At 62.3% G+C, this 20,451-nt stretch carries 20 protein-coding genes; 10 read left to right on the top strand and 10 right to left on the bottom strand.

Features of this window, described 5'->3' with window-relative positions; genetic code table 11:
* Window positions 1-85 precede the first annotated feature (85 nt).
* Together M5G18_RS08465 and M5G18_RS08460 are read left to right on the top strand one after the other, a co-directional pair.
* Window positions 86-793, top strand: a complete 708-nt coding sequence (locus M5G18_RS08465) for a winged helix-turn-helix domain-containing protein (protein WP_273897509.1) — start codon at window positions 86-88, stop codon at window positions 791-793.
* Complete coding sequence (locus M5G18_RS08460; RefSeq protein WP_007958820.1) at window positions 794-2,080, top strand: ATP-binding protein; 1,287 nt, start codon at window positions 794-796, stop codon at window positions 2,078-2,080.
* Between the two features lie 34 nt (window positions 2,081-2,114).
* Here M5G18_RS08460 and M5G18_RS08455 read toward each other — a convergent pair whose 3' ends face one another.
* Both M5G18_RS08455 and moaA read right to left on the bottom strand, forming a co-directional pair.
* Window positions 2,115-3,014 (bottom strand): bestrophin family protein, encoded by a 900-nt coding sequence (locus M5G18_RS08455; RefSeq protein WP_007958819.1) that lies wholly within the window; start codon window positions 3,012-3,014, stop codon window positions 2,115-2,117.
* Window positions 3,015-3,043: 29 nt separating this feature from the next.
* Window positions 3,044-4,042: a GTP 3',8-cyclase MoaA gene (gene moaA, locus M5G18_RS08450; protein WP_273897508.1), complete on the bottom strand. Its 999-nt coding sequence runs from the start codon at window positions 4,040-4,042 to the stop codon at window positions 3,044-3,046.
* 356 nt (window positions 4,043-4,398) lie between these two features.
* On the opposite strand from moaA, the gene M5G18_RS08445 reads away from it, so the two are divergent.
* The 4 genes from M5G18_RS08445 to M5G18_RS08430 all read left to right on the top strand — a co-directional run bounded on the left by M5G18_RS08445 (window position 4,399) and on the right by M5G18_RS08430 (window position 9,424).
* Window positions 4,399-6,723 (top strand): FdhF/YdeP family oxidoreductase, encoded by a 2,325-nt coding sequence (locus M5G18_RS08445; RefSeq protein WP_273897506.1) that lies wholly within the window; start codon window positions 4,399-4,401, stop codon window positions 6,721-6,723.
* A gap of 109 nt (window positions 6,724-6,832) precedes the next feature.
* The gene (locus tag M5G18_RS08440; protein WP_273897504.1) at window positions 6,833-8,248 is read left to right on the top strand and encodes a cytochrome ubiquinol oxidase subunit I; all 1,416 of its coding nucleotides are present in this window, start codon (window positions 6,833-6,835) and stop codon (window positions 8,246-8,248) included.
* 17 nt (window positions 8,249-8,265) lie between these two features.
* The gene (gene cydB / locus M5G18_RS08435; protein WP_273897503.1) at window positions 8,266-9,282 is read left to right on the top strand and encodes a cytochrome d ubiquinol oxidase subunit II; all 1,017 of its coding nucleotides are present in this window, start codon (window positions 8,266-8,268) and stop codon (window positions 9,280-9,282) included.
* A complete protein-coding gene (locus M5G18_RS08430) occupies window positions 9,269-9,424 on the top strand; it encodes a DUF2474 domain-containing protein (protein WP_007950587.1) in 156 nt (51 codons plus the stop codon). The genes cydB and M5G18_RS08430 overlap by 14 nt, the downstream gene beginning before the upstream one ends.
* Window positions 9,425-9,507: 83 nt before the next feature.
* Here the strand turns inward: M5G18_RS08430 and M5G18_RS08425 are convergent, their stop codons facing one another.
* Window positions 9,508-10,359 carry a CAP domain-containing protein gene (locus tag M5G18_RS08425; protein ID WP_273897501.1) on the bottom strand — a complete coding sequence of 284 codons (852 nt, stop codon included), beginning with the start codon at window positions 10,357-10,359 and terminating at the stop codon, window positions 9,508-9,510.
* Window positions 10,360-10,558: 199 nt separating this feature from the next.
* On the opposite strand from M5G18_RS08425, the gene M5G18_RS08420 reads away from it, so the two are divergent.
* Window positions 10,559-11,179, top strand: coding sequence for a cell wall hydrolase (locus tag M5G18_RS08420; protein ID WP_273897500.1), 621 nt, complete (start codon window positions 10,559-10,561; stop codon window positions 11,177-11,179).
* Here the strand turns inward: M5G18_RS08420 and M5G18_RS08415 are convergent.
* The gene (locus M5G18_RS08415) at window positions 11,176-12,063 is read right to left on the bottom strand and encodes a LysR family transcriptional regulator (RefSeq protein WP_273897499.1); all 888 of its coding nucleotides are present in this window, start codon (window positions 12,061-12,063) and stop codon (window positions 11,176-11,178) included. The genes M5G18_RS08420 and M5G18_RS08415 overlap by 4 nt on opposite strands.
* Window positions 12,064-12,166: 103 nt before the next feature.
* On the opposite strand from M5G18_RS08415, the gene M5G18_RS08410 reads away from it, so the two are divergent.
* Window positions 12,167-13,567 carry an MFS transporter gene (locus tag M5G18_RS08410; RefSeq protein ID WP_273897498.1) on the top strand — a complete coding sequence of 467 codons (1,401 nt, stop codon included), beginning with the start codon at window positions 12,167-12,169 and terminating at the stop codon, window positions 13,565-13,567.
* Here M5G18_RS08410 and M5G18_RS08405 read toward each other — a convergent pair.
* The 4 genes from M5G18_RS08405 to M5G18_RS08390 all read right to left on the bottom strand — a co-directional run bounded on the left by M5G18_RS08405 (window position 13,512) and on the right by M5G18_RS08390 (window position 16,726).
* Entirely contained in the window at window positions 13,512-14,927 is a 1,416-nt protein-coding gene (locus M5G18_RS08405; protein WP_273897497.1) for a heavy metal sensor histidine kinase, read from the bottom strand. The genes M5G18_RS08410 and M5G18_RS08405 overlap by 56 nt on opposite strands.
* On the bottom strand, window positions 14,924-15,595 hold the full coding sequence (locus M5G18_RS08400; protein WP_007950581.1) for a heavy metal response regulator transcription factor: 672 nt from the start codon (window positions 15,593-15,595) through the stop codon (window positions 14,924-14,926). Before M5G18_RS08400 ends, M5G18_RS08405 begins: the two co-directional genes overlap by 4 nt.
* A 12-nt stretch (window positions 15,596-15,607) precedes the next feature.
* The gene (locus M5G18_RS08395; RefSeq protein WP_085602814.1) at window positions 15,608-15,865 is read right to left on the bottom strand and encodes a DUF2790 domain-containing protein; all 258 of its coding nucleotides are present in this window, start codon (window positions 15,863-15,865) and stop codon (window positions 15,608-15,610) included.
* Between the two features lie 147 nt (window positions 15,866-16,012).
* A complete protein-coding gene (locus M5G18_RS08390; RefSeq protein WP_007950579.1) occupies window positions 16,013-16,726 on the bottom strand; it encodes a murein L,D-transpeptidase catalytic domain family protein in 714 nt (237 codons plus the stop codon).
* A gap of 151 nt (window positions 16,727-16,877) precedes the next feature.
* On the opposite strand from M5G18_RS08390, the gene M5G18_RS08385 reads away from it, so the two are divergent.
* Window positions 16,878-18,491, top strand: a complete 1,614-nt coding sequence (locus M5G18_RS08385; protein ID WP_273897496.1) for a L,D-transpeptidase family protein — start codon at window positions 16,878-16,880, stop codon at window positions 18,489-18,491.
* 3 nt (window positions 18,492-18,494) lie between these two features.
* Here M5G18_RS08385 and M5G18_RS08380 read toward each other — a convergent pair whose 3' ends face one another.
* Window positions 18,495-19,010, bottom strand: a complete 516-nt coding sequence (locus M5G18_RS08380) for an HvfX family Cu-binding RiPP maturation protein (protein ID WP_273897495.1) — start codon at window positions 19,008-19,010, stop codon at window positions 18,495-18,497.
* A 57-nt stretch (window positions 19,011-19,067) separates the two neighbouring features.
* Window positions 19,068-19,271 (bottom strand): HvfA family oxazolone/thioamide-modified RiPP metallophore, encoded by a 204-nt coding sequence (locus M5G18_RS08375; RefSeq protein ID WP_273897494.1) that lies wholly within the window; start codon window positions 19,269-19,271, stop codon window positions 19,068-19,070.
* Window positions 19,272-19,512: 241 nt separating this feature from the next.
* On the opposite strand from M5G18_RS08375, the gene glsB reads away from it, so the two are divergent.
* Complete coding sequence (glsB, locus tag M5G18_RS08370; RefSeq protein WP_273897493.1) at window positions 19,513-20,421, top strand: glutaminase B; 909 nt, start codon at window positions 19,513-19,515, stop codon at window positions 20,419-20,421.
* The last annotated feature ends 30 nt before the right edge of the window (window positions 20,422-20,451 follow it).

Genomic DNA, 20,451 nt, shown 5'->3' with positions numbered 1-20,451 from the left:
GGTTTTTGCTGCCTGCGATAAACGTCTCGGCATTGAATGCCCGCATAATGTCGCCCACTTCACAAAGCGGTTGGCGGCGGTTGTTATGGATAACCTGGGTTTTGGCAGAGTCCTGCTGGTGGAAGACGATGAGCGGCTGGCCGCGCTGATCGCGCACTTTCTCGAACAACACGGCTTTGATGTGCGCACCGTGCATCGCGGCGATCTGGCCGTGGCCGCGTTTCTCGAATTCAAGCCCAAGGTGGTGGTGCTCGACCTGATGTTGCCGGGGCAGAGCGGCCTGCACGTGTGCCGGGAAATCCGCAGCGTGTCGGACACGCCGATCGTCATCCTGACGGCCAAGGAAGACGACCTCGACCATATTCTGGGCCTGGAGTCCGGCGCCGATGACTACGTGATCAAACCGATCAAACCGCCTGTTCTGCTCGCGCGCCTGCGTGCCCTGCAACGCCGGCAAGTCCCGGAAAGCGGCGTAGTGAGTTCGCTGGAGTTCGGCAACCTGATCATTGATCGCAGTTGCCGTGAAGTGCGTCTGGCGGGCGAGCTGATCGAACTGACCACCATGGAATTCGAGCTGCTGTGGCTGCTGGCCAGCGCCGCCGGCAAGATCCTGTCGCGCGATGACATTCTCAACCGCATGCGCGGCATCGCCTTCGATGGCCTCAACCGCAGCGTCGACGTGTACATCAGCAAGTTGCGCAACAAACTCAAGGACAATCCTCGCGAACCGGTGTGCATCAAGACCGTGTGGGGCAAGGGTTACCTGTTCAATCCGTTCGCGTGGGAGTTGTAGATGCTGCGGTTATTTCTCGGGCTGTTTCTGGTGATGACGGTCGGGCTGGTGGCGGCGCTGCAAACCGTCGAGCACACCTTCAATGCGTTGCTCGACAACCAGATGCAGGCCTACAACCGTGAGGCGGTGCGCGGTCAGGCGTGGTCGCTGATCGAACACATGCGCGACCAGCAGGGCGCGGCGCGCGAGGCGCAACTGGAGGCGTTGCGGCCGCACTACGGGCTGACGTTGAGTCTGGTCGAGGCTGACCAGTTAAACCTCAACGATCAGGAGAAAGCCGAACTGGCTCAGGATCTGCTGGTGATTCGCGATGACTACACCCAGTTCATCAGCAACATCGACGGTGGTTCGCAGTTGCTCAGCATCAAGTTGCCGCCCGAGCCGAGCCTGATGCCGTTCTACATTGCCGGGGCTTACCTGATGCTGGCGGTGCTGCTCGGCATCGTCCTGTACTTCTGGGTTCGTCCGCACTGGCGCGATCTGGAAAAACTGCGGCTGGCCGCCGAGCGCTTCGGCGACAACGACCTCTCGGTGCGGATCCAGCTGTCCAAACGCTCGAACATCCGCGACCTCGCCGGTCACTTCAACCTGATGGCGGCGCGCATCGAAGGCCTGATCGCCAATCAGCGCGAACTGACCAATGCCGTGTCCCATGAACTGCGCACGCCGATTGCCCGGCTGTCGTTCGAACTCGACCAGCTCAAGCAGCAACCGGACGCCAGCCAGAACCGCGAACTGATCGCCGACATGTACGCCGACCTCGGCGAGCTGGAAGAAATGGTCTCCGAACTGCTGACCTACGCCAGCCTCGAACGCGGCGCGACGGTGATCACCCGCGAAAACATCCAGGCTGCCAACTGGCTCGACAGCGTGGTCGGCAGTGTGGCGCTGGAAGCCGAGGCGGCCGGGGTGCAGCTGTTGATCGTTGATTGCCGGGTCGATGAAGTGCGGATCGAACCGCGCTTCATGGCACGGGCGGTGATCAATCTGCTGCGCAATGCTATTCGTTATGCCGAGCAGCGGGTCGAGGTGTCGCTGGTGCGTATCGGCGATCAATACGAAGTTCAGGTCAACGACGACGGGCCGGGCGTGCCGCTGGAAGGACGGGAGAAAATCTTCGAACCGTTCTCGCGCCTGGACGCCAGCCGCGACCGCCGCACGGGCGGCTTCGGCCTCGGCTTGGCGCTGGTGCGGCGGGTGTCGCAATCCCATGGCGGGCAGGTCGAGGTCGGCGATTCACCGTGGGGCGGGGCATCGTTCCGTATGACCTGGGCGCATCTGGATTGATGACTTTCCCTTCCCCAAAGGGGGCGGCAGTCGATTAACTGAGGACGTAGTCCACCGGTTTCAGCGCCGGCGGCAACGGCTCAGTCCCCAGCTCCGAGAGAATATCCCGCTCGATACCCCGCACCAGCGCATCGGTTGGCAAATCGTTTTCATCCCGGCCGAACGGGTCTTCCAGCTCATCGGCAATCGCGTCCAGGCCGAAGAAGGTGTAGCTGACAATCGCCGTGAAAAGCGGTGTCAGCCAGCCCAGCGGTTCGGCCATGGCGAACGGCAGCAGGATGCAGAACAGGTAAATCGTGCGGTGTAGCAGCAGGGTGTAAGGGAAGGGCAGCGGCGTGTTCTTGATCCGCTCGCACACCGCTTGTGCCTGGGTCAGGCTGGTCAGGTGATTGGCCAGCAGCATGTAGCGCCATTCGCTGAGATCGCCTGATTCGTGCAGGTCGGAGCATTGCTGGCCGACCGTCTGCAGGATGCGCCCGCTGTAGTCCGGCACCTGCGCATCATGTTGCGGGGTGATCCACTCGGCGCTGGCGGCGGCTTCGTCTTCCCGGCGCAGTCGCGCATTCAGCGCGTGGGCGAAACCAGCGAGGTTGAGCAGTAACAGTCGGCGCTGGGCCGATTCGCGGATCACATGAGTCTCGCGAATCACCGAGCGCACATGCACGATCACTTCACCCCAGGCCTTGCGCGCTTCGTACCAGCGGTCGTAGCAGGCGTTGTTGCGAAAATTCATGAAGATCGACAGCGACAGGCCGAGCAGGGTGAACGGCGTGGCGTTGACCTTGGTGAAGTTGCTCGGGTGGAGCATTTCCACCAGCACGATGGCCGACGCCAGCAGCGTCACCATCAGGGCGCGCAGGGCGATGCGCTTGGCAATCGAGCCCTTGAGGGTGAAGAGAATGGCGAATTGATTGACCTTGGGTCGGATGATCATGCGGCTCTCTGCCTTGAAAACGTGGCGGATCAGCCGCCGGTCATGTTCATGAAACGCACCACTTGCACGTCGTCGTTCACTTCAAAGTTGTGCCGGTAAGGCTTGAGTTTCATCGCTTCGATGATGGCTTTCTCCAGCCGTTCCGGTTGGCCCGGATGGGCGCGCAACACCGCTTTCAGATCCACCGAATGCTCGTTCCCCAGACACAGTAGAAAACGCCCCTCGACGGTCAGCCGCACCCGGTTGCAGGTGCCGCAGAAGTTGTGGCTGTGGGGCGAAATGAACCCCAGCCGGATGTGCGGCGCTTCGGCCAGCCGCCAGTAGCGCGAGGGGCCCTGGGTCGATTCGGCGGAGTCGATCAGGGTGTAGCGCTCGGCGATCTTTTCGCGCACCTGGGTACTGGAAAAGAACGACTCGGCGCGACTGTGTTCGCTGATGATGCCCAGCGGCATTTCCTCGATGAAGGAAATATCCAGATCGCGCTCGATGGCGAACTGCACCAGATCGTTGATCTCGTGATCGTTGCGGCCCTGCATCACCACGCAGTTGAGTTTAGTGCGGGTAAATCCGGCGGCGCGCGCGGCGTCGATGCCGTCGATCACCTGGGCCAGGTCGCCGGTGCGGGTCATCTGCTTGAAGCGCGCGGCATCGAGACTGTCGAGGCTGACGTTGAGGCGCTTGACCCCGGCGTCGAACAGCGGACTGGCGAGTTTGCCGAGTTGCGAGCCATTGGTGGTCAGGCACAGTTCGCGCAGGGCGGGCAGGGCAGCAATCTGCTTGCACAAGCCGACGACGCCGGGACGAATCAACGGCTCGCCGCCGGTCAGGCGGATCTTGCGGGTGCCCAGTGCGACGAAGCTCTGCGCCAGTTGATAGATCTCCTCCAGCGTCAGCACTCGTTGGCGCGGCAGAAACTGCATGTCTTCGGCCATGCAATACACGCAGCGAAAGTCGCAGCGGTCGGTGACCGACATGCGCAGGTAGTCGACGCGGCGGTTGTAACCATCGATCAAGACGCGCTCTGACATGACAGCCTCGCTTGGGTGAAATCCGCTATTGAAGGGATTGGGTCGGCGCAGGTTATGAGCAACTTGAGACAGCGTCCAATCACTCTTAATGACCGGCCGATTGATGCTGTCGATGATGAAATAATTATTCGGTTTTTTGCGCTTCTTAGTTTTGCAAGTGCCCGTATTTAAAGGCTTTAACGCCGTGATAGATGCTTTCGATAACGCAGTCATTAATAGCGATTAGACAAGTTTTTGCAGCGGTTCCTATCCTTGGCCCCGTCAAACGAAACGACCGCTTTTTAACTTGAAAGTCAGTCGTCGCTGTTTAAACCCGATCAGGTTTTTGCCTGTGTGCATCGTCATGGAGAAGTCCCATGTCACAAGTCGACCGTTACAAACCCTACAAGGGCGCCGCTGCGGGTTGGGGTGCTGTGATCAGCCTCACCAAAAACTGGCTGGGCAGTGAAAACGCCCTGAAAAACATCCGCGCCATGCTCAAGACCAACCAGAACGGCGGCTTCGACTGCCCCGGTTGCGCCTGGGGTGAAGCGCCCGGCGCGAGCATGCTGAAGTTCTGCGAAAACGGCGCCAAAGCGGTGAACTGGGAAGCCACCGGCCGCCTGGTCGATCCGGCGTTCTTCAACAAGTACACTGTGTCGACCCTGGCCGAGCAAAGCGATTACTGGCTCGAATATCAGGGCCGGATCACCCATCCGATGCGCTACGACGCCCGTGTCGACCGCTATGTCGAAACCACCTGGGACGACGCCTTCGCGCTGATCGCCAAGCACCTCAAAGGCCTGAAATCGCCCCACGAGGCCGAGTTCTACACCTCGGGTCGCGCCAGCAACGAAGCGGCGTTTCTCTATCAGTTGTTCGTCCGCGCCTACGGCACCAACAACTTCCCGGACTGCTCGAACATGTGCCACGAAGCCAGCGCGGTGAGCATGGGCGAGAGCCTGGGCGTCGGCAAAGGCACGGTGGTCTATGAGGACCTGCACCACGCCGACGCGATTTTCGTGATCGGCCAGAACCCCGGCACCAACCACCCACGCATGCTCGAACCGCTGCGTGAAGCGGTGAAACGCGGCGCTCAAGTGGTGTGCATCAACCCGCTCAAGGAGCGTGGGCTGGAGCGTTTCCAGAACCCGCAGAACCCGATCGAGATGCTCAGCAACGGCTGGGAAGCGACCAACACCGCGTACTTCCGCCCGGCACTGGGCGGCGACATGGCGATGATCCGCGGCATGGCCAAGTTCCTGCTGGAGTGGGAGCGTGAAGCCCAGGCCACCGGCGGTGAACCGGTGTTCGATCACGCCTTCATTGCCGAGCACACGTCGGGTCTCGACAGCTATCTGGCCGAAGTCGATGCCACGAGTTGGGAGCACATCGTCGAGCAGTCCGGCGTGCCGCTGCATGACATCGAACTGGCTGCGCGCATGTATGCCCGAGCCAAGAGCGTGATCATGTGCTGGGCCATGGGCTTGACCCAACATGTGCACTCGGTGCCGACCCTGCAGGAAGTCATCAACCTGCAACTGCTGCGCGGCAACGTCGGCCGTCCGGGCGCCGGGCTGTCGCCGGTGCGTGGCCACAGCAACGTGCAGGGTGACCGCACCATGGGCATCAACGAACTGGCCCCGACAGAACTGATGGACGCCCTGGAAAAACGCTTCAACTTCAAGGTGCCGCGCATGCACGGCCACAACACGGTCATGGCGATTGGTGCCATGGAACGTGGCGAAGCCAAGGTGTTTATCGGTCTGGGCGGCAACTTCGCTCAAGCCACGCCGGATACCCAGCGCACCCACGCCGCCATGCGCAAACTCGACCTCACCGTGCACATCTCGACCAAGCTCAACCGCAGCCATCTGGTGACCGGGCGTGACGCGCTGATCCTGCCGTGCCTCGGTCGTACCGACATCGATGTCCAGGCTGAAGGTCCGCAAGGCGTGACCGTGGAAGACACCTTCAGCATGGTGCATTTGTCGTTTGGCCAACTGAAACCGAAGTCGGCTCACTTGAAATCCGAGCCCGCAATCATTGCCGGGATCGCCGCCGCCACATTGGGCAAACACCCGATCGATTGGGAGTGGGCGGTGGGCGACTACGGGCGCATCCGCAACCTGATCGCCGACGTGATTCCGGGCTTCGAAAATTTCAACGAGAAGTTGCTGATCCCCGGTGGTTTCCACCTCGGCAACAACGCTTCCGACCGGGTCTGGAAAACCGAATCCGGCAAGGCCCAGTTCACCCCGTGCGTGCTGCCGGAGCATCTGATCAGCGAAGGCGTGCGCAACCTGCCGGTCAAACCGCATCTGATCCTGCAAACCATGCGTTCCCACGATCAGTACAACACCACGTTGTACGGCCTCGACGACCGTTATCGCGGCGTTTACGGCATGCGCGACGTGGTGTTCGCCAACGAGCAGGACATCCGCCGGCTCGGTTTTGAACCGGGGCAAAAGGTCGATCTGGTGGCGCTGTGGGGCGACGAGCGTGAGCGTCGGGTCAGCGGTTTCACCCTGATCGCCTACGACATTCCGGCCGGGCAGGCGGCCGCGTACTACCCGGAAACCAATCCGCTGGTGCCGCTGGAAAGTTACGGTGACCGCACCTACACGCCGACCTCGAAATTCGTGGCGATCCGCCTCGAAGCGGCCGAGGCGAGCAACCTGATCCCGTCGTCGGTGGCGTAACCGACTCACGCGATCCAACCCTTTTGCATTTTGACTGGCTGCAGGCGTTCGCGCCTGGCGGTGGCCCGGCCGTGTGCTGCCGCTTTTCAGCCTTGATGAGGACATCATCATGTTCAACCTGGAGGCACTGGACCTGGCGCGAATTCAATTCGCGTTCACGGTTTCGTTCCACATCATTTTCCCGGCGATCACCATTGGTCTCGCGAGTTTCCTCGCGGTGCTCGAAGGCCTGTGGCTGAAAACCCATAACGACACTTACCGCGATCTCTACCATTTCTGGTCGAAGATCTTCGCCGTCAACTTCGGCATGGGCGTGGTGTCGGGGCTCGTCATGGCGTACCAGTTCGGCACCAACTGGAGCGGATTCTCCGACTTCGCCGGCAGCGTCACCGGGCCGTTGCTGACCTATGAAGTGCTGACCGCGTTCTTCCTCGAAGCCGGGTTCCTCGGGGTGATGCTGTTCGGCTGGAACCGCGTGGGCCGTGGCTTGCACTTCTTCGCCACGGTGATGGTCGCCATCGGCACGCTGATCTCGACTTTCTGGATTCTCGCCTCCAACAGCTGGATGCAGACCCCGCAAGGCTTCGAAATCGTCGATGGCCGGGTGATGCCGGTCGACTGGCTGGCGATCGTGTTCAACCCGTCGTTCCCGTTCCGTCTGGCGCACATGGCGATTGCCGCGTTTGTTGCCACGGCGTTCTTCGTCGGCGCTTCGGCAGCCTGGCATTTGCTGCGCGGCAACGACAGCAAACCGGTGCGCAAGATGTTTTCCATGGCGCTGTGGATGGCGCTGATCGTCGCGCCGATTCAAGCGGTGGTCGGTGACGCCCATGGCTTGAACACGCTGGAACATCAACCGGCAAAAATCGCTGCCATTGAAGGCCACTGGGAAAACGCCGACAACGGGCCGACCCCGCTGGTGCTGTTCGGCATCCCGGACATGCAGGCGGAGAAAACCAAGTACGCGATCGAGATTCCATACCTCGGCAGCCTGATCCTCACCCACAGCCTCGACAAGCAGATCCCGGCGCTCAAGAGCTTCCCGAAAGAAGACCGGCCGAACTCGACCGTGATCTTCTGGAGCTTCCGCGTCATGGCCGGGCTCGGCATGTTGATGATTCTGGTCGGTGTGCTGGGGCTGGCGCTGCGGCGCAACGGCAAGGTCTACCGTCATCGCGGCTTCCAGCGGCTGGTGCTGCTGATGGGGCCGAGCGGTCTGATCGCGCTGCTGGCGGGTTGGATCACCACCGAAGTCGGGCGTCAGCCGTGGGTGGTGTACGGCCTGATGCGAACCCATGACGCCGCGTCCCATCACTCGGTGGCGCAGATGAGCACTTCGCTTGCGCTGTTCGTCGTCATCTACTGCTCGGTGTTCACCGTGGGCATCGGCTACATGATGAAACTGGTGAGCAAGGGTCCGCAGCCGCACCACGAACATCCGCCCGAAGGCACTCAGGTGCAGACCCCGCGCCGGCCACTTTCGGCGGTCACCGACAACCTCGAATCCGCGACCCGGATCCACTGAAAAAGGAGCGTTGAGTCATGGGTATTCAAGGTATCGATCTCTCGTTGATCTGGGGCGTGATCATTGCCTTCGGGGTGATGATGTACGTGATCATGGACGGCTTCGATCTGGGCCTCGGGATCCTGTTCCCGATGATCAGTGACGAGCAGGAACGCGACGTGATGATGAACACCGTCGCACCGGTCTGGGACGGCAATGAAACCTGGCTGGTACTCGGTGGCGCGGCGTTGTACGGCGCGTTTCCGCTGGCTTACGGGGTGATTCTGGAGGCGCTTTACCTGCCGCTGATCTTCATGCTCGCGGGGTTGATTTTCCGTGGGGTGGCGTTCGAGTTTCGCTTCAAGGCACCGGCTGAAAAACGTCATCTGTGGGACTGGGCATTCATCGGCGGTTCGCTGCTGGCGACGTTCTCCCAGGGCGTAGTGATCGGCGCGTATGTGGCGGGGATTCCAGTGGTGGATCGGCAGTTCGCCGGTGGCGGTCTCGACTGGCTGGCGCCGTTCCCGCTGGTCTGCGGCGTCGGTCTGGTGATTGCTTACGCCTTGCTCGGCAGTACCTGGCTGCTGGTCAAGACCGAAGGCATGCTGGAGTCGCGGATGCGTCACTACAGCCGTCCGCTGGCGTGGCTGTTGCTGGTGATGGTGGTGGTGATCGGCGCGTGGACGCTGCAACTGCACCCGGAACTGGCCGGCCGCTGGTTCAACCATGCGCACCTGACCGTGTTCGCCGGGCTGGTGGTGTTGGCGGTGCTGGCGCTGTTCGGGCTGCTGCGTTCTCTGCGTCAGCGCCACACCCACTGGCCATTCGTGTTCACCCTGGTGCTGATGTTCCTCGGTTACATCGGGCTGGCGCTGAGCATCTGGCCGAACATCATCCCGCCGTCGGTCAGCCTGTGGGCGGCGGCTTCACCGGCCACCAGCCAGCTGTTCGCCCTGATCGGCGCGCTGTTCATCCTGCCGGTGATCCTGATGTACACCTTCTGGAGCTACTACGTGTTCCGCGGCAAAGTGAGGATTGGCGATGGCTACCATTGATTCGCGTGAGGTGAAATCCAGTCCCTGGTACAAGCGTCTGGGCTGGCTGCTGCTGATCTGGTTTGGCAGCGTGGTCTCGCTGGCGGTGGTGGCGAGCCTGCTGAAACTGGCGATGTATGCGGCGGGGATGAGGACTCATTGACCATAAAAAAACCGGAGCCTGGCTCCGGTTTTTTATTGCCTGCGGTTTATTTCCTCCCCTCGGGGAAGGAACTGCCTTGAGGTTTATTCCCCGCCAAACATCGCAGTCCAATAAATCCCGGCGCTGCTCTTCGGATCAACTGCGTAGGCAGCGCCAAGCTCACGGTACTGCGGGTTCATCAGGTTGGCGCAATGGCCGGGGCTGGCGAGCCAGCCGGCGACGACTTTCTGCACCGTGTCCTGCCCGGCGGCGATGTTCTCGCCGACCTGCTGGCCGCTGTAACCGGCAAGTTCGGCGCGGTCGCCAGGGGTGCGGCCGTCGCGGTCCTTGTGGTCGAAATAATTGTTGTTGGCCATCTCGCGGCTGTGTTCCTGGGCAACGCCGCCGAGCACCGCGTTCCACGCCAGCGGCGCAGTCGCTGTGAAAGCCTGACCGCCGCACTGGCGCGGTTGGGCGCGGGCGGCGTTGAGTTGTTCGAGGAGTTTCTGGCCTTCAGCCTGACCATCGCCGAGGCGGGCGGACAGCAGTGGCCGGGCGAGGGTGATGCGCCAGTCACGGTCGGCGCGGCTGACGCCGATATCGACGAACTGCGGATCCAGCACCACTTGGCAGAAGCTCTCCTGAATCGCCTTCATCGCCGACGCCGCATCCCGTGGCCCGTTCAGGGTAATCGCCTGCACATTGACCATCGGGTAGCGGGCGCTGGACATCGCCTGCTGCAAATCCACCACGCCGCTGGCCGGCAGAATCAGGCGCGGATCGGCCGACAGCGGCGGCAATTCGCTGGACGCCTGGCTGCCACAACGCTGCGGCTGGCTGCGGTAGCTGTTGATCGATTCGATCAATTGCGACTCGTCGGTGGCCATGGCCGAAGTGGCCAGCGCCAGGCCCACGGACAACGCGGCGAGTCGCAGAACGGATGGCATGAAGCGCATGGAAATCTCCCTTGGGCTGAGTGCGCACATCATGCGCGAAAGGGCCCCGGTTCGTGCAATGTCTTTTTCTTCACGACGCGGATTTTTCTGCCGAACGATTCCGTGCAATTTGCCGTCTACACTCTGCGAAGACCCCGGAAACCGGGCGTCTCAACCACGTAACACTTTGCCCGCATCGGGCCCTGCCGGAAGAATGATCATGCGATTGAACGGGTTGCTTTGCTGTCTTGCGTTGACCCTGCTGAGCGGCGCGGCACTGGCCACCGATCAGGCACCGATCAAGGAAAAGGCCGAGGCGAAAGCCGAGGTTCTGGAAGAGAAGGCCGCCGACAAACCCGACGCGCCTCCGGCACCCAAATCCGAAGCCATCACGCCGACCGAAGCGCAGGCGGTCGACCCCGCCGGCGCCGCACCGCTGGACGATCCGATCACCTGTCTGGCGCGCAGTATCTATTGGGAAGCCAAGGGCAAGGACAATGCCGACATGGAAGGCGTGGCCAGTGTGGTGATGAATCGCCTGGGTCACGACGGCTTTCCAGGCACGGTGTGCGAGGTGGTCAAGCAGGGCTCGGAAACCAAGAGCTGCCAATTTTCCTGGTGGTGCGACGGGCGCCCGGATCAGGTCAAGGAAGATGCCGAATACGCGCTGGCCAAGGAAATCGCCGGCAAGGCACTGAACCGCCAGCTCACCGATCGCACCCACGGTGCGCTGTATTTCCATGACCGCAACGTTCATCCGAGTTGGGCGAAGGAATACAGAAAAACCGCCGAGACCAAGAAATTCCTGTTCTATAAACCCGCTGGCGGAGATGCGCGTTAAGCGCAGACCTCCCGCACGCAATTGCGCAGCCAGCGATGCGCCGGGTCGGCGTCCATGCGCGGGTGCCAGAGCATCGATACGCTGATGTCCGGCATCCGGAATGGCAGGGCGAAGCTGTGCAGACCCGTTCGCAGTTTGCTGGTGTGACGCTCCGGGACGGTGGCGATCAGGTCTGATTCACGGACCAGTGTCAGCGCCGCCGAAAAACCGCCGAATGAAGTGACGATATCCCGCGTCAGCCCCAAGGCAAGCAATGCTTCGTCCACCGGTCCGCTGCTGCGCCCGCGTCGTGACACCAGAATGTGCTGGCCTGCGGCAAAGCGTTTGGCGCTGACCTTGCCGCTGCTCAGCGGATGCCCTTCACGCACCACGCCAATCCACTGATCGCGGAACAGAATGCGGCTGTGCAGCGTCGGATCGGTGCTGTCGTCGACCACGCCGGTTTCCAGATCCACCCGGCCTACGCGCAACAGCGTGCTGTCCTTGTCGGCCTTTTGCACAAAGCGCAGGCGCACGCTGGGCGCCTCTTCGGCGATGCGGGCGAGCAGGGCAGCGGCGAAGGTTTCGACAAAACCGTCGGTGTTGCGCAGGGTGAAGGTGCGCCGCAACTGGCCGGGATCGAGCACTTCTGCCGGGCGCAAAACCGCTTCGGCTTCCTGCACCAGATAACTGACCCGGTCACGCAACTCCAGCGCGCGCGGGGTCGGCACCAGTCCTCGGCCGGCGCGCACCAGCAGCGGATCCCCGGTGGTTTCCCGCAGCCGGGCCAGCGCGCGGCTCATGGCTGACGGACTCAAGCGCAGGCGCTCGGCGGCGCGGGCGACGCTGCCTTCGCTCAGCAGCACGTCGAGGGTGATCAAAAGGTTCAGATCCGGTGCATTCATGACATGGCGTTCCATGCAGGTATCAAGTGCAAAGCATGCGTCTTGCGCCTTGTATTGTCGAGGCTCAGGCTATGTCCCATGACTTCTGCCCTGTGAGCCCCCCATGCACCGAGAACCCCTGAGCCCTTCAGCCCGCTGGGCGTTGACCAGTCTGGCGCTGTCGATGCTGATGCCGTCGCTGGACACCAGCATCGCCAACGCCGGACTGCCCACGCTGGCGGCAGCGTTCGATGCGACGTTTCAACAGGTGCAGTGGATCGTGCTGGCCTATCTGCTGGCGGTCACCACGTTGATTGTCAGCGTCGGGCGACTGGGTGACGGCTTCGGTCGGCGGCGATTGCTGTTGATCGGCATCGGCATCTTTACCGCCGCTTCGCTGGCTTGCGCACTGGCGCCGAGCCTTGGCTGGCTGATCGGTGCGCGGGCGGTGCAGGGCCTGGGCGCGGCGATCATGTTCGCGCTGACGGTGGCGCTGGTGGCCGATGCAGTGCCCAAATCCCGGGCCGGCAGTGCGATGGGCTTGCTTGCCACGATGTCTGCCACCGGCACCACCCTCGGGCCATCGCTCGGTGGGCTGTTGATGGCGCATGTCGGCTGGCAGTCGATCTTTGTGATCAACGTGCCGTTGGGATTGCTCAATGCGTGGCTGGTGTATCGGTATTTGCCGAAGGATCGGATCGTGCGCTCGAGGGTCGTGTTTGATTATCCCGGCACCGCCGTGCTGATGCTGACGCTGGCGGCCTATGCGCTGGCGATGACAATCGAAGGACTCACTCCGACGTTGCTGTTACTCAGCCTGTTGGGCGTGGGGTTGTTCATCCTGGTCGAGAAGCGGAGCAAGGCGCCGCTGATTCACCTGTCATTGTTCACCGACACGCGAATCAGCAGCAGTCTGGCGCTGACCTTGCTGGTGACCACGGTGATGATGACCACACTGGTGGTCGGGCCGTTTTACCTGAGCCGAGGCCTGGGGCTCACCAGCACTCAGGTCGGACTGGTGTTGTCGATCGGGCCGTTGCTGGCGGCATTCAGCGGCGTACCGGCCGGGCGGCTGGTGGATCGTTTCGGCGCGCGGCGGATGGTGCCGGGTGCGTTGTTCGGCCTGGCCTGCGGATGTGGTCTGTTGGCGCTGTTTCCGGTGAGTTTCGGAGTGCTTGCATACGTGCTGCCGATCACGGTGGTGGCCTTGAGTTATGCGCTGTTCCAGGCCGCCAACAACACCGGGTTGATGTCCGGCGTTGCTCAGGATCAGCGCGGCGTGGTCTCGGCCATGCTTGGGCTGTCGCGTAATCTGGGCTTGATCACAGGGGCGGCGGCGATGGGCGCGGTGTTTGCCCTGGCCACGGACGATCCGACTCAGGCGCCGGCCGCCGTCATTGCGAGCGGCTTGCACATGACCTTCGGTGTGGCCACGGCGTTGATGTTCGCGGCGTTTGCGCTCGGCGCCTTCACGCACCTGCGTCTCGCGTCTCCCGTGCCGGAAAGAACAGTTCAAAGCAGGTGATGCCGTCGGCGCTGCTGACGGTGTAGCGGCCCTGATGCAATTGCATGATCGTCGCGACAATCGACAGGCCCAGTCCGTTGGATTGGGCCGAGCGCTCGCGGGACGGATCGACGCGGTAGAAGCGCTCGAACAGTCGCGACAGATGTTCCGCCGGAATGGTCGCGCCCTGATTGCGTACCCGCAGGTAGCTGCCATCCGCTTCGGCGATAGCCTCGACCTGCAACGTCGAATCTGCCGCACCGTACTTGATCGCGTTGGCGCACAGATTGGCCAGGGCCCGGCGCAGCAACATCGGTTCGGCCCAGATCACGCCGCTGCCACGGGCCTCGATGGTGACACCGACGTCCGCCGCCAGCCCTTCGAAGTAATCGGCAATGCGCTGCATCTCATCGCAGGCATCCAGCTCCTGCCGCTGGCTCAAAGCGCTGGCCGGGTCGGTGCGGGCGAGAAACAGCATGTTGTCGAGCATCCGCGCCAGCCGTTCGAGTTCTTCGACGTTGGAGGCGAGCAACTGCTGATAGGCGTCGACGCTGCGGTTCTGTTGCAGGGCGACCTGGGTTTCGCCGAGCAGGTTGTTGATCGGCGTGCGCAGTTCGTGGGCCATGTCGGTGGAGACCTGGCTCAGTTGCGCAACCCCTCGGTCGAGCCGGTCGAGCATCGCATTGAAGGCTTCGATCATCGGCTGCAATTCCCGGGGCGTGCCGTGGCGGTCGAGGCGCTCGCCGAGGTTGGCGATGCCAATCCCGTGGGCATGCCGGGCAATCCGCCGCAACGGCAGCAAACCGCGATACACCAGCAGGCAGCCGACCAGCGCCAGCACAATCGCCGCCAGTGACGCGAGGCCGTACACGCTGAGCCGGTAATTGGCGAGCATCGCCGTGCGCTCGCTCATCACCTTGGCGATGAGCACCTGCAGATTGCCCTGGTCGCCGGAGTCGATACTGGCCGCCACCGCCGAGAACGGCACGCCGTTGAGGCTCGGCAGATGCTGCACGTCGTTGAGGGCCATGACATGGTCGACCGGCACGGCGGGCACACTCGGCAGTGCCAGGTCGCTTGGGTTGACCACGAACAAGGGTGGTTGCCCCGGCGCGCCGATGGTCAACAGCGCTTCGCGGTTGCCCAGCATGTTCTGGAACAGCGCCGGTTTGGTCTTGATCAATTCCAGCGTATTGCTGTCGTTGAGGATGGTGCGCAACTGATCGATGCGGCTGACCAACTGAATGTCGTCGCGGCGGGTCAGTTGCTCTTCCAGCTGGTTGTAAAGTGCCGCGCCCAGGCCAGCCAGTGCGGCGAAGGCGAGCACGGCGAACACCAGCGCCAGACGCAAGGTCAAAGAGTAAGTGCCGACGATTTTCATGGCTGGGTATCGAAGCGGTAGCCGATACCGCGCACGCTGTGGATCAGCTTGAGCGGGAACGGATCGTCGATCTTCGCCCGCAGGCGGCGCACGGCGACATCGACCACATTGGTGTCGCTGTCGAAATTCATGTCCCACACCCGCGAGGCGATCAGCGAGCGCGACAGCACCTGGCCGGTGTGGGTGGCGAACAGTTGCAGCAGGGCGAATTCCTTGTTGGTCAGGGTGATGCGGTTGCCGGCGCGGGTGACCCGGCGCTTGAGCACGTCGATCTGCAGATCGGCCACCTGCAATTGCTCTTCTTCATGGATTGGCCCGCGCCGGGTCAGGGTGCGCAGGCGCGCCACCAGTTCGGCGAAGGAAAACGGCTTGATCAGGTAATCGTCGGCACCCAGTTCAAGCCCTTTGACCCGGTCGGCGATGTCGTCACGGGCGGTGAGAAACAGCACCGGCGTGTCGGTTTCCTTGCGCAGCCGGCGCAGGACTTCCCAGCCATCCATTTTCGGCATCATCACGTCCAGCACGATCACGTCGAAGTCGAACTCCAGCGCCAGGTGCAGACCGTCGGCGCCGTCCCGGGCCAGGCTCACGCTGTAGCCCAGTTCCTGCAAGCCGTTGAGCAGGTAATTGCCGGCCTTGGGTTCGTCTTCGACAACAAGGATATTCATGGGCACTGCGCCTCAATTGTCATTGATGCAGCCGCTGCCTTGCACTTGATAGTCCAGCACATGTTCACGGCCCTGGTGGTCGAGGTAGTTGAGCTGGGCGGGGATCACGCCGCAAGCCTGGGAAATATCGGTGCTGGAGAGGACTTTGTCGACATCCAGGTGCACGTAGAAGCCGTTGGTGTCGTGAATGACCGTGCGCTCAGGCATTTCAGCGGCGAACACGGAACCGGTGGCGAGGAGGGCGGTGAAGGCGAGGATCAGGGTTTTCATGATGGGTCACTCGATTCGTTGAAGTTGATCGGCGTTCTGGCCGGGACAACTTCAAGCTACCGGGCGATCCGCTCGGCAAACCGACAACTCGATGACAAATCTGTAATAAACCGAACCTGTGGGAGGCAGCGCACTCCCACAGAGTATTCAGCTGGCGTGAGTGCTGAGAATGCTCGCGATCTGTTGTGGCTGGCAGTTGAGGTACGGCGAGGATTTCAGCCACTGCTGATCCGGGTACCAGGAGAACATGAATTGGCCATTCTTCAGGCTGTCGATCACCCGTTTGGCCACCTGCGGTCGCACCGCCGGGCAACCCTGGCTGCGGCCCAGACGGCCGGTACGTTTGCTCCAGAACGGATTCACGTAGTCGGCGGCGTGGATCACGATGGCGCGGTCACGGGCCATGTCGTTGACGCCCGGTTCCAGACCATCCATGCGCAGCGAGTAACCGTGGGTACCCTGGTAACTTTCCTGGGTGCGGAACAGGCCGAGGCTGGACTGAAAACTGCCTTCACGGTTAGAGAACCGGGTGGCGAAATTTTCCCCGGAGTTCGAGCCGTGGGCGACCAGGTCGCGCAGCACCAGTTTTTTTCGGGTCAGGTCGAAGATCCACAACCGGCGCTCGGTGGACGGCTGCGAATAGTCGATGATCGCCAGGTGACGGGACTGCTTCGCGCCGTTGTTGATCGCACATTGCATGGCGTTCAAGGCACCTTTCAGCGCCTGGGGATTGAGTTCCGGAGCGGCGTGCGCGAGGCTGGTGTACAGAACCGGCGAAGAGGTGCCGGCGGCAAAGGCTGGACTGGTCAGCACGCCAATGGCGGTGGCAGTCAGCAGAAGTCGGCGCAAAAACGTCAACATTTAAAGTGAGTCTCCACTTGCTACTTGTTTGGCACTTAGGCTCCTGACGTCCAGTCGTTCCCGGCAAGCCCGCGAATCGGGCCTGACTGTTCACCGCACCTGAGGTAAGGTTGACCGTCAATCAAGACGGCCATGGATTGGAGTAAAGCAGTTGTTCAAAAAGTACGCATGCTACTTGAGCATTTGTTTGCTCGCTGCGCCGTTTGTCGCTTGCGCCGAAGAGCCGTTGCCGGGACTCCCGACGCTGCCGCCCGTGCCGACGGAAATGCCCATCGAGCCGCAGAGCCCGTTGCAGGCTGCGCTGATCAGCCTGCCCCAGGCGTGCCCGACGATCGGCACCAGCCTCAGCGGCCCGGCGCTGGATCAGTTGCGCGCGTTCTACCAGCAGCAGGACTGGCTGCCGGTGTGGGCCGATGGCGGGCAATTGCCGGCCTTGCATGCGCAATTGCAGCTGTTGGCCGACGATGGCCTGAACCCGAAACGCTATCCGGTGGCGCTCACCGCCCCGCAGGACGGCGAGCTGTGCGCCGATATCGAGATCAGCCGTTACTACCTGCAAGCGCTGCAGGATCTGCACTACGGCCGCCTGCTGCAATCGCACTTCGAACCGCTGTGGCATTCCGACGAAACGCCACGCGACCGTCAGGCCGAATTGCTCGCCATCGCCGTACCGGGCGTGCACAACGTTCCGGCCGCCTTCGATCTGGCCCGCCCGCAGCTGGCGCAGTATCAGAATCTGCGTCATCTCTATGCAGCTCAACGCCTGAAAGCCTTGCCGCAGTGGACGTCGGTGGGCAACGGGCCGTTGCTGCGTCCGGACATGGAAGACAAGCGCGTGCCGGAACTGGCCCGCCGGCTGTACAGCGAAGGCTACCTGAGCAGTGTGATCGGCACCCCGGACAACGCTTATCACGGCGTATTGGTGGAGGCGGTGAAGAGCTTTCAGGCCAACCATTCGTTGCAGGCCGACGGGGTGGTGGGTCCGGGGACGATTGCCGAACTCAACATCAGTCCGTTGACTCGTCGCGAACAGTTGCGGGTCAACCTTGAACGTTTCCGCTGGATGGCCCAGGACATGGAGCCGGACGGTTTGCTGGTCAACGTCGCCGCTGCCGAACTGACGCTTTATCAGGGTGGCCTGCCGGTGTGGCAGACCCGCACCCAGGTCGGGCGCGCCGAACGCCAGACCCCGCTGCTCAAATCCCGGGTCACGCGCCTGACACTGAACCCGACCTGGACCGTGCCGCCGACCATCTGGAAGGAAGACAAGCTGCCGGAAATCCGCAAGGACCAGACCTTCCTCAGCCGCCAGAACCTGCAAGTGCTCGACGCCAACGGCCAGCCGCTGGCCGCCGCCGACATCGACTGGGACAACCCCGGCAACATCCTCCTGCGTCAGGATGCCGGGCCGCGTAACCCGCTGGGGCAAATGGTCATTCGTTTCCCCAACCCGTTCTCGGTGTACCTGCACGACACGCCGAGCAAAGCGCTGTTCGACAAGGGCCCACGGGCGTTCAGTTCCGGCTGCGTGCGGGTCGAGCATCCGATGAAGCTGCGCGATTTCCTGCTCAGTCCGGCGGAGAAGGCGCGCACCGACACCTTGCTCGCCACCGGCACCACCCATGAGTTCCGCCTGAGCAATCCGGTGCCGATCCTCATGACTTACTGGACGGCACAGGTCGATGGCCAGGGCCGCGTGCTCTACGCGCCAGATATCTACAGTCGCGACAGCGCGCTGCTGGCGGGGCTGGACCGGGCGCATTGATCCTCAGTGGCTGGCGCGTTTCCAGAAAAACCGCGCCAGCCACGCATCCACGCTCAGCTTGCCGGCCCCGGCAAACACCAGCGGCACCAGCGCAGCCAAATAAATCGCCGGCAGCTTGAAGTTGCCGAAGCCCTTGTTGGTGATCGCGTAACCCTGAGCCAACTCACTCAACGATGACCAGTCCGCCGGCCAGTGCACGGCAGCGGTGGCAACGACCGTTACGACAATCAGCGAAATCGCCGAAATCCGCGTGCCGAATCCGATCAGGATCGCCAGCGCGCAGATCAGCTCGGCCCACATCGACAGCTCCCAGTTCAGCGTCGCCGGCAGATGATCGAAGGGAAACGGGAACCGCTCCTGAATGTCTTCGAACCAGTTCTGGCCATTGAATTTCTCCAGCCCCGATTCGAAAAATTCCCAGGCGATGAACAGGCGCAAGGTCAGCGGCGCGAGCCACTGGCCGGCGCGGTCAAGGTTCAGGTGCAGGCCTTTGACGGCCGACGAGAGAGCTGTGGTCATGGGAAGGCTCCATTCATTCAAAAGAAAACGGGGCACCGACGTGCCCCGTAAAAAGGGTTACTCGCCGGCGCCGCACTTGCCTTCGCCGCATTTGCCTTCCGAGGTTTTGTCCGCCGAGTCGGCCTTGGCCTGGGTCTGGCTGTAACCGTGATCCAGTTGCTTGACGCTGAACGCTTCTGAAGCCGAAGCGGCGTTGGACAGGGCCAGGCCACCGGCAAGCAGCAGGCCCAGAGTCAGGGAGGTTTTCGAGAGCTTGGTCATGGTGAATCTCCGATGCGATAGGTGAGTTCAAAGGCTTGATCGGGGCTGCCGATCGACAGGTTCATTTGAACGCCGGGCTGTATCGGTGATGTGTCGCGAAGGGCCGGATTTGTGCGCGGGATGTGTCGGGCGTCGGGCCGTACACACTGCGATACACAGAGCCGGTGTGATTCGATTGCCGGGCGCAGCGTCTAGCCACGGTGTCCCCGCAATCCCATGGGGCGTGACTTCGGAACCCGGCATGCAAGCGCTGTTGAACGAGATCCTTGACGCTGTCCGGCCCCTGATCGGGCAGGGCAAGGTGGCTGACTACATTCCCGCCCTCGGCACCGTGCCGGCCAATCAATTGGGCATCGCCGTGTATGGCAACGACGGCGAGATGTATTGCGCCGGTGACGCCGAGACACCGTTCTCGGTGCAGAGTATTTCCAAGGTGTTCAGCCTGGTGCAGGCCATCGAACATTCCGGCGAGGCGATCTGGGAACGCCTGGGCCATGAGCCGTCCGGCCAGCCGTTCAACTCGCTGGTGCAGCTGGAGTTCGAACGCGGCCGTCCGCGCAATCCGTTCATCAATGCCGGGGCGCTGGTGATCTGCGACATCAACCAGTCGCGCTTTGCAGCGCCGGCTTTGTCGATGCGCGACTTCGTGCGGCGGCTGTCGGGCAACCCGCAGGTGATGGTCGACGGCAAGGTCGCCGAGTCCGAATACCAGCACCGCGCGCGCAACGCGGCGATGGCTTACCTGATGCAATCCTTCGGCAATTTCCACAACGACGTGGAAGCGGTGCTGCGCAGCTACTTCAGCCACTGCGCGTTGCGCATGAACTGCATCGACCTGGCCCGGGCATTCTGTTTCCTGGCCAACGACGGATTCTGCAAGCACAGCGGCGAGCAGATACTTACTCGCCGCCAGACCCAGCAAGTCAACTCGATCATGGCCACCAGCGGTCTCTACGACGAGGCCGGCAACTTCGCCTACCGCGTCGGTCTGCCGGGCAAGAGCGGCGTCGGTGGCGGCATCGTCGCGGTGGTGCCGGGGCAGTTCACGGTGTGCGTGTGGTCGCCGGAACTGAACACGGCGGGCAACTCGCTGGCGGGGATGGCAGCGCTGGAAATGCTCAGTTCGCGGATTGGCTGGTCAGTGTTCTGAGCCTGTGTTGCTTTGAGGGAGGCCAACCTA

Origin of the sequence: Pseudomonas aphyarum (assembly GCF_028657055.1) — a bacterium.
In the GTDB taxonomy this organism is placed as follows: Bacteria; Pseudomonadota; Gammaproteobacteria; order Pseudomonadales; family Pseudomonadaceae; genus Aquipseudomonas; species Aquipseudomonas aphyarum.
This window is presented reverse-complemented; position numbering and strand designations above follow the sequence as displayed.

Coding starts and splice junctions, on each gene's coding strand:
- moaA (WP_273897508.1), bottom strand. CDS start 4,042: ATGTCAGAGCGCGTCTTGATCGATGGTTACAACCGCCGCGTCGACTAC.
- M5G18_RS08380 (WP_273897495.1), bottom strand. CDS start 19,010: ATGACCACAGCTCTCTCGTCGGCCGTCAAAGGCCTGCACCTGAACCTT.
- M5G18_RS08425 (WP_273897501.1), bottom strand. CDS start 10,359: ATGCGCTTCATGCCATCCGTTCTGCGACTCGCCGCGTTGTCCGTGGGC.
- M5G18_RS08415 (WP_273897499.1), bottom strand. CDS start 12,063: ATGAATGCACCGGATCTGAACCTTTTGATCACCCTCGACGTGCTGCTG.
- M5G18_RS08395 (WP_085602814.1), bottom strand. CDS start 15,865: ATGAAAACCCTGATCCTCGCCTTCACCGCCCTCCTCGCCACCGGTTCC.
- M5G18_RS08430 (WP_007950587.1), top strand. CDS start 9,269: ATGGCTACCATTGATTCGCGTGAGGTGAAATCCAGTCCCTGGTACAAG.
- M5G18_RS08405 (WP_273897497.1), bottom strand. CDS start 14,927: ATGAAAATCGTCGGCACTTACTCTTTGACCTTGCGTCTGGCGCTGGTG.
- M5G18_RS08465 (WP_273897509.1), top strand. CDS start 86: ATGGATAACCTGGGTTTTGGCAGAGTCCTGCTGGTGGAAGACGATGAG.
- M5G18_RS08400 (WP_007950581.1), bottom strand. CDS start 15,595: ATGAATATCCTTGTTGTCGAAGACGAACCCAAGGCCGGCAATTACCTG.
- M5G18_RS08440 (WP_273897504.1), top strand. CDS start 6,833: ATGTTCAACCTGGAGGCACTGGACCTGGCGCGAATTCAATTCGCGTTC.
- M5G18_RS08455 (WP_007958819.1), bottom strand. CDS start 3,014: ATGATCATCCGACCCAAGGTCAATCAATTCGCCATTCTCTTCACCCTC.
- M5G18_RS08410 (WP_273897498.1), top strand. CDS start 12,167: ATGCACCGAGAACCCCTGAGCCCTTCAGCCCGCTGGGCGTTGACCAGT.
- glsB (WP_273897493.1), top strand. CDS start 19,513: ATGCAAGCGCTGTTGAACGAGATCCTTGACGCTGTCCGGCCCCTGATC.
- M5G18_RS08445 (WP_273897506.1), top strand. CDS start 4,399: ATGTCACAAGTCGACCGTTACAAACCCTACAAGGGCGCCGCTGCGGGT.
- cydB (WP_273897503.1), top strand. CDS start 8,266: ATGGGTATTCAAGGTATCGATCTCTCGTTGATCTGGGGCGTGATCATT.
- M5G18_RS08420 (WP_273897500.1), top strand. CDS start 10,559: ATGCGATTGAACGGGTTGCTTTGCTGTCTTGCGTTGACCCTGCTGAGC.
- M5G18_RS08460 (WP_007958820.1), top strand. CDS start 794: ATGCTGCGGTTATTTCTCGGGCTGTTTCTGGTGATGACGGTCGGGCTG.
- M5G18_RS08390 (WP_007950579.1), bottom strand. CDS start 16,726: ATGTTGACGTTTTTGCGCCGACTTCTGCTGACTGCCACCGCCATTGGC.
- M5G18_RS08375 (WP_273897494.1), bottom strand. CDS start 19,271: ATGACCAAGCTCTCGAAAACCTCCCTGACTCTGGGCCTGCTGCTTGCC.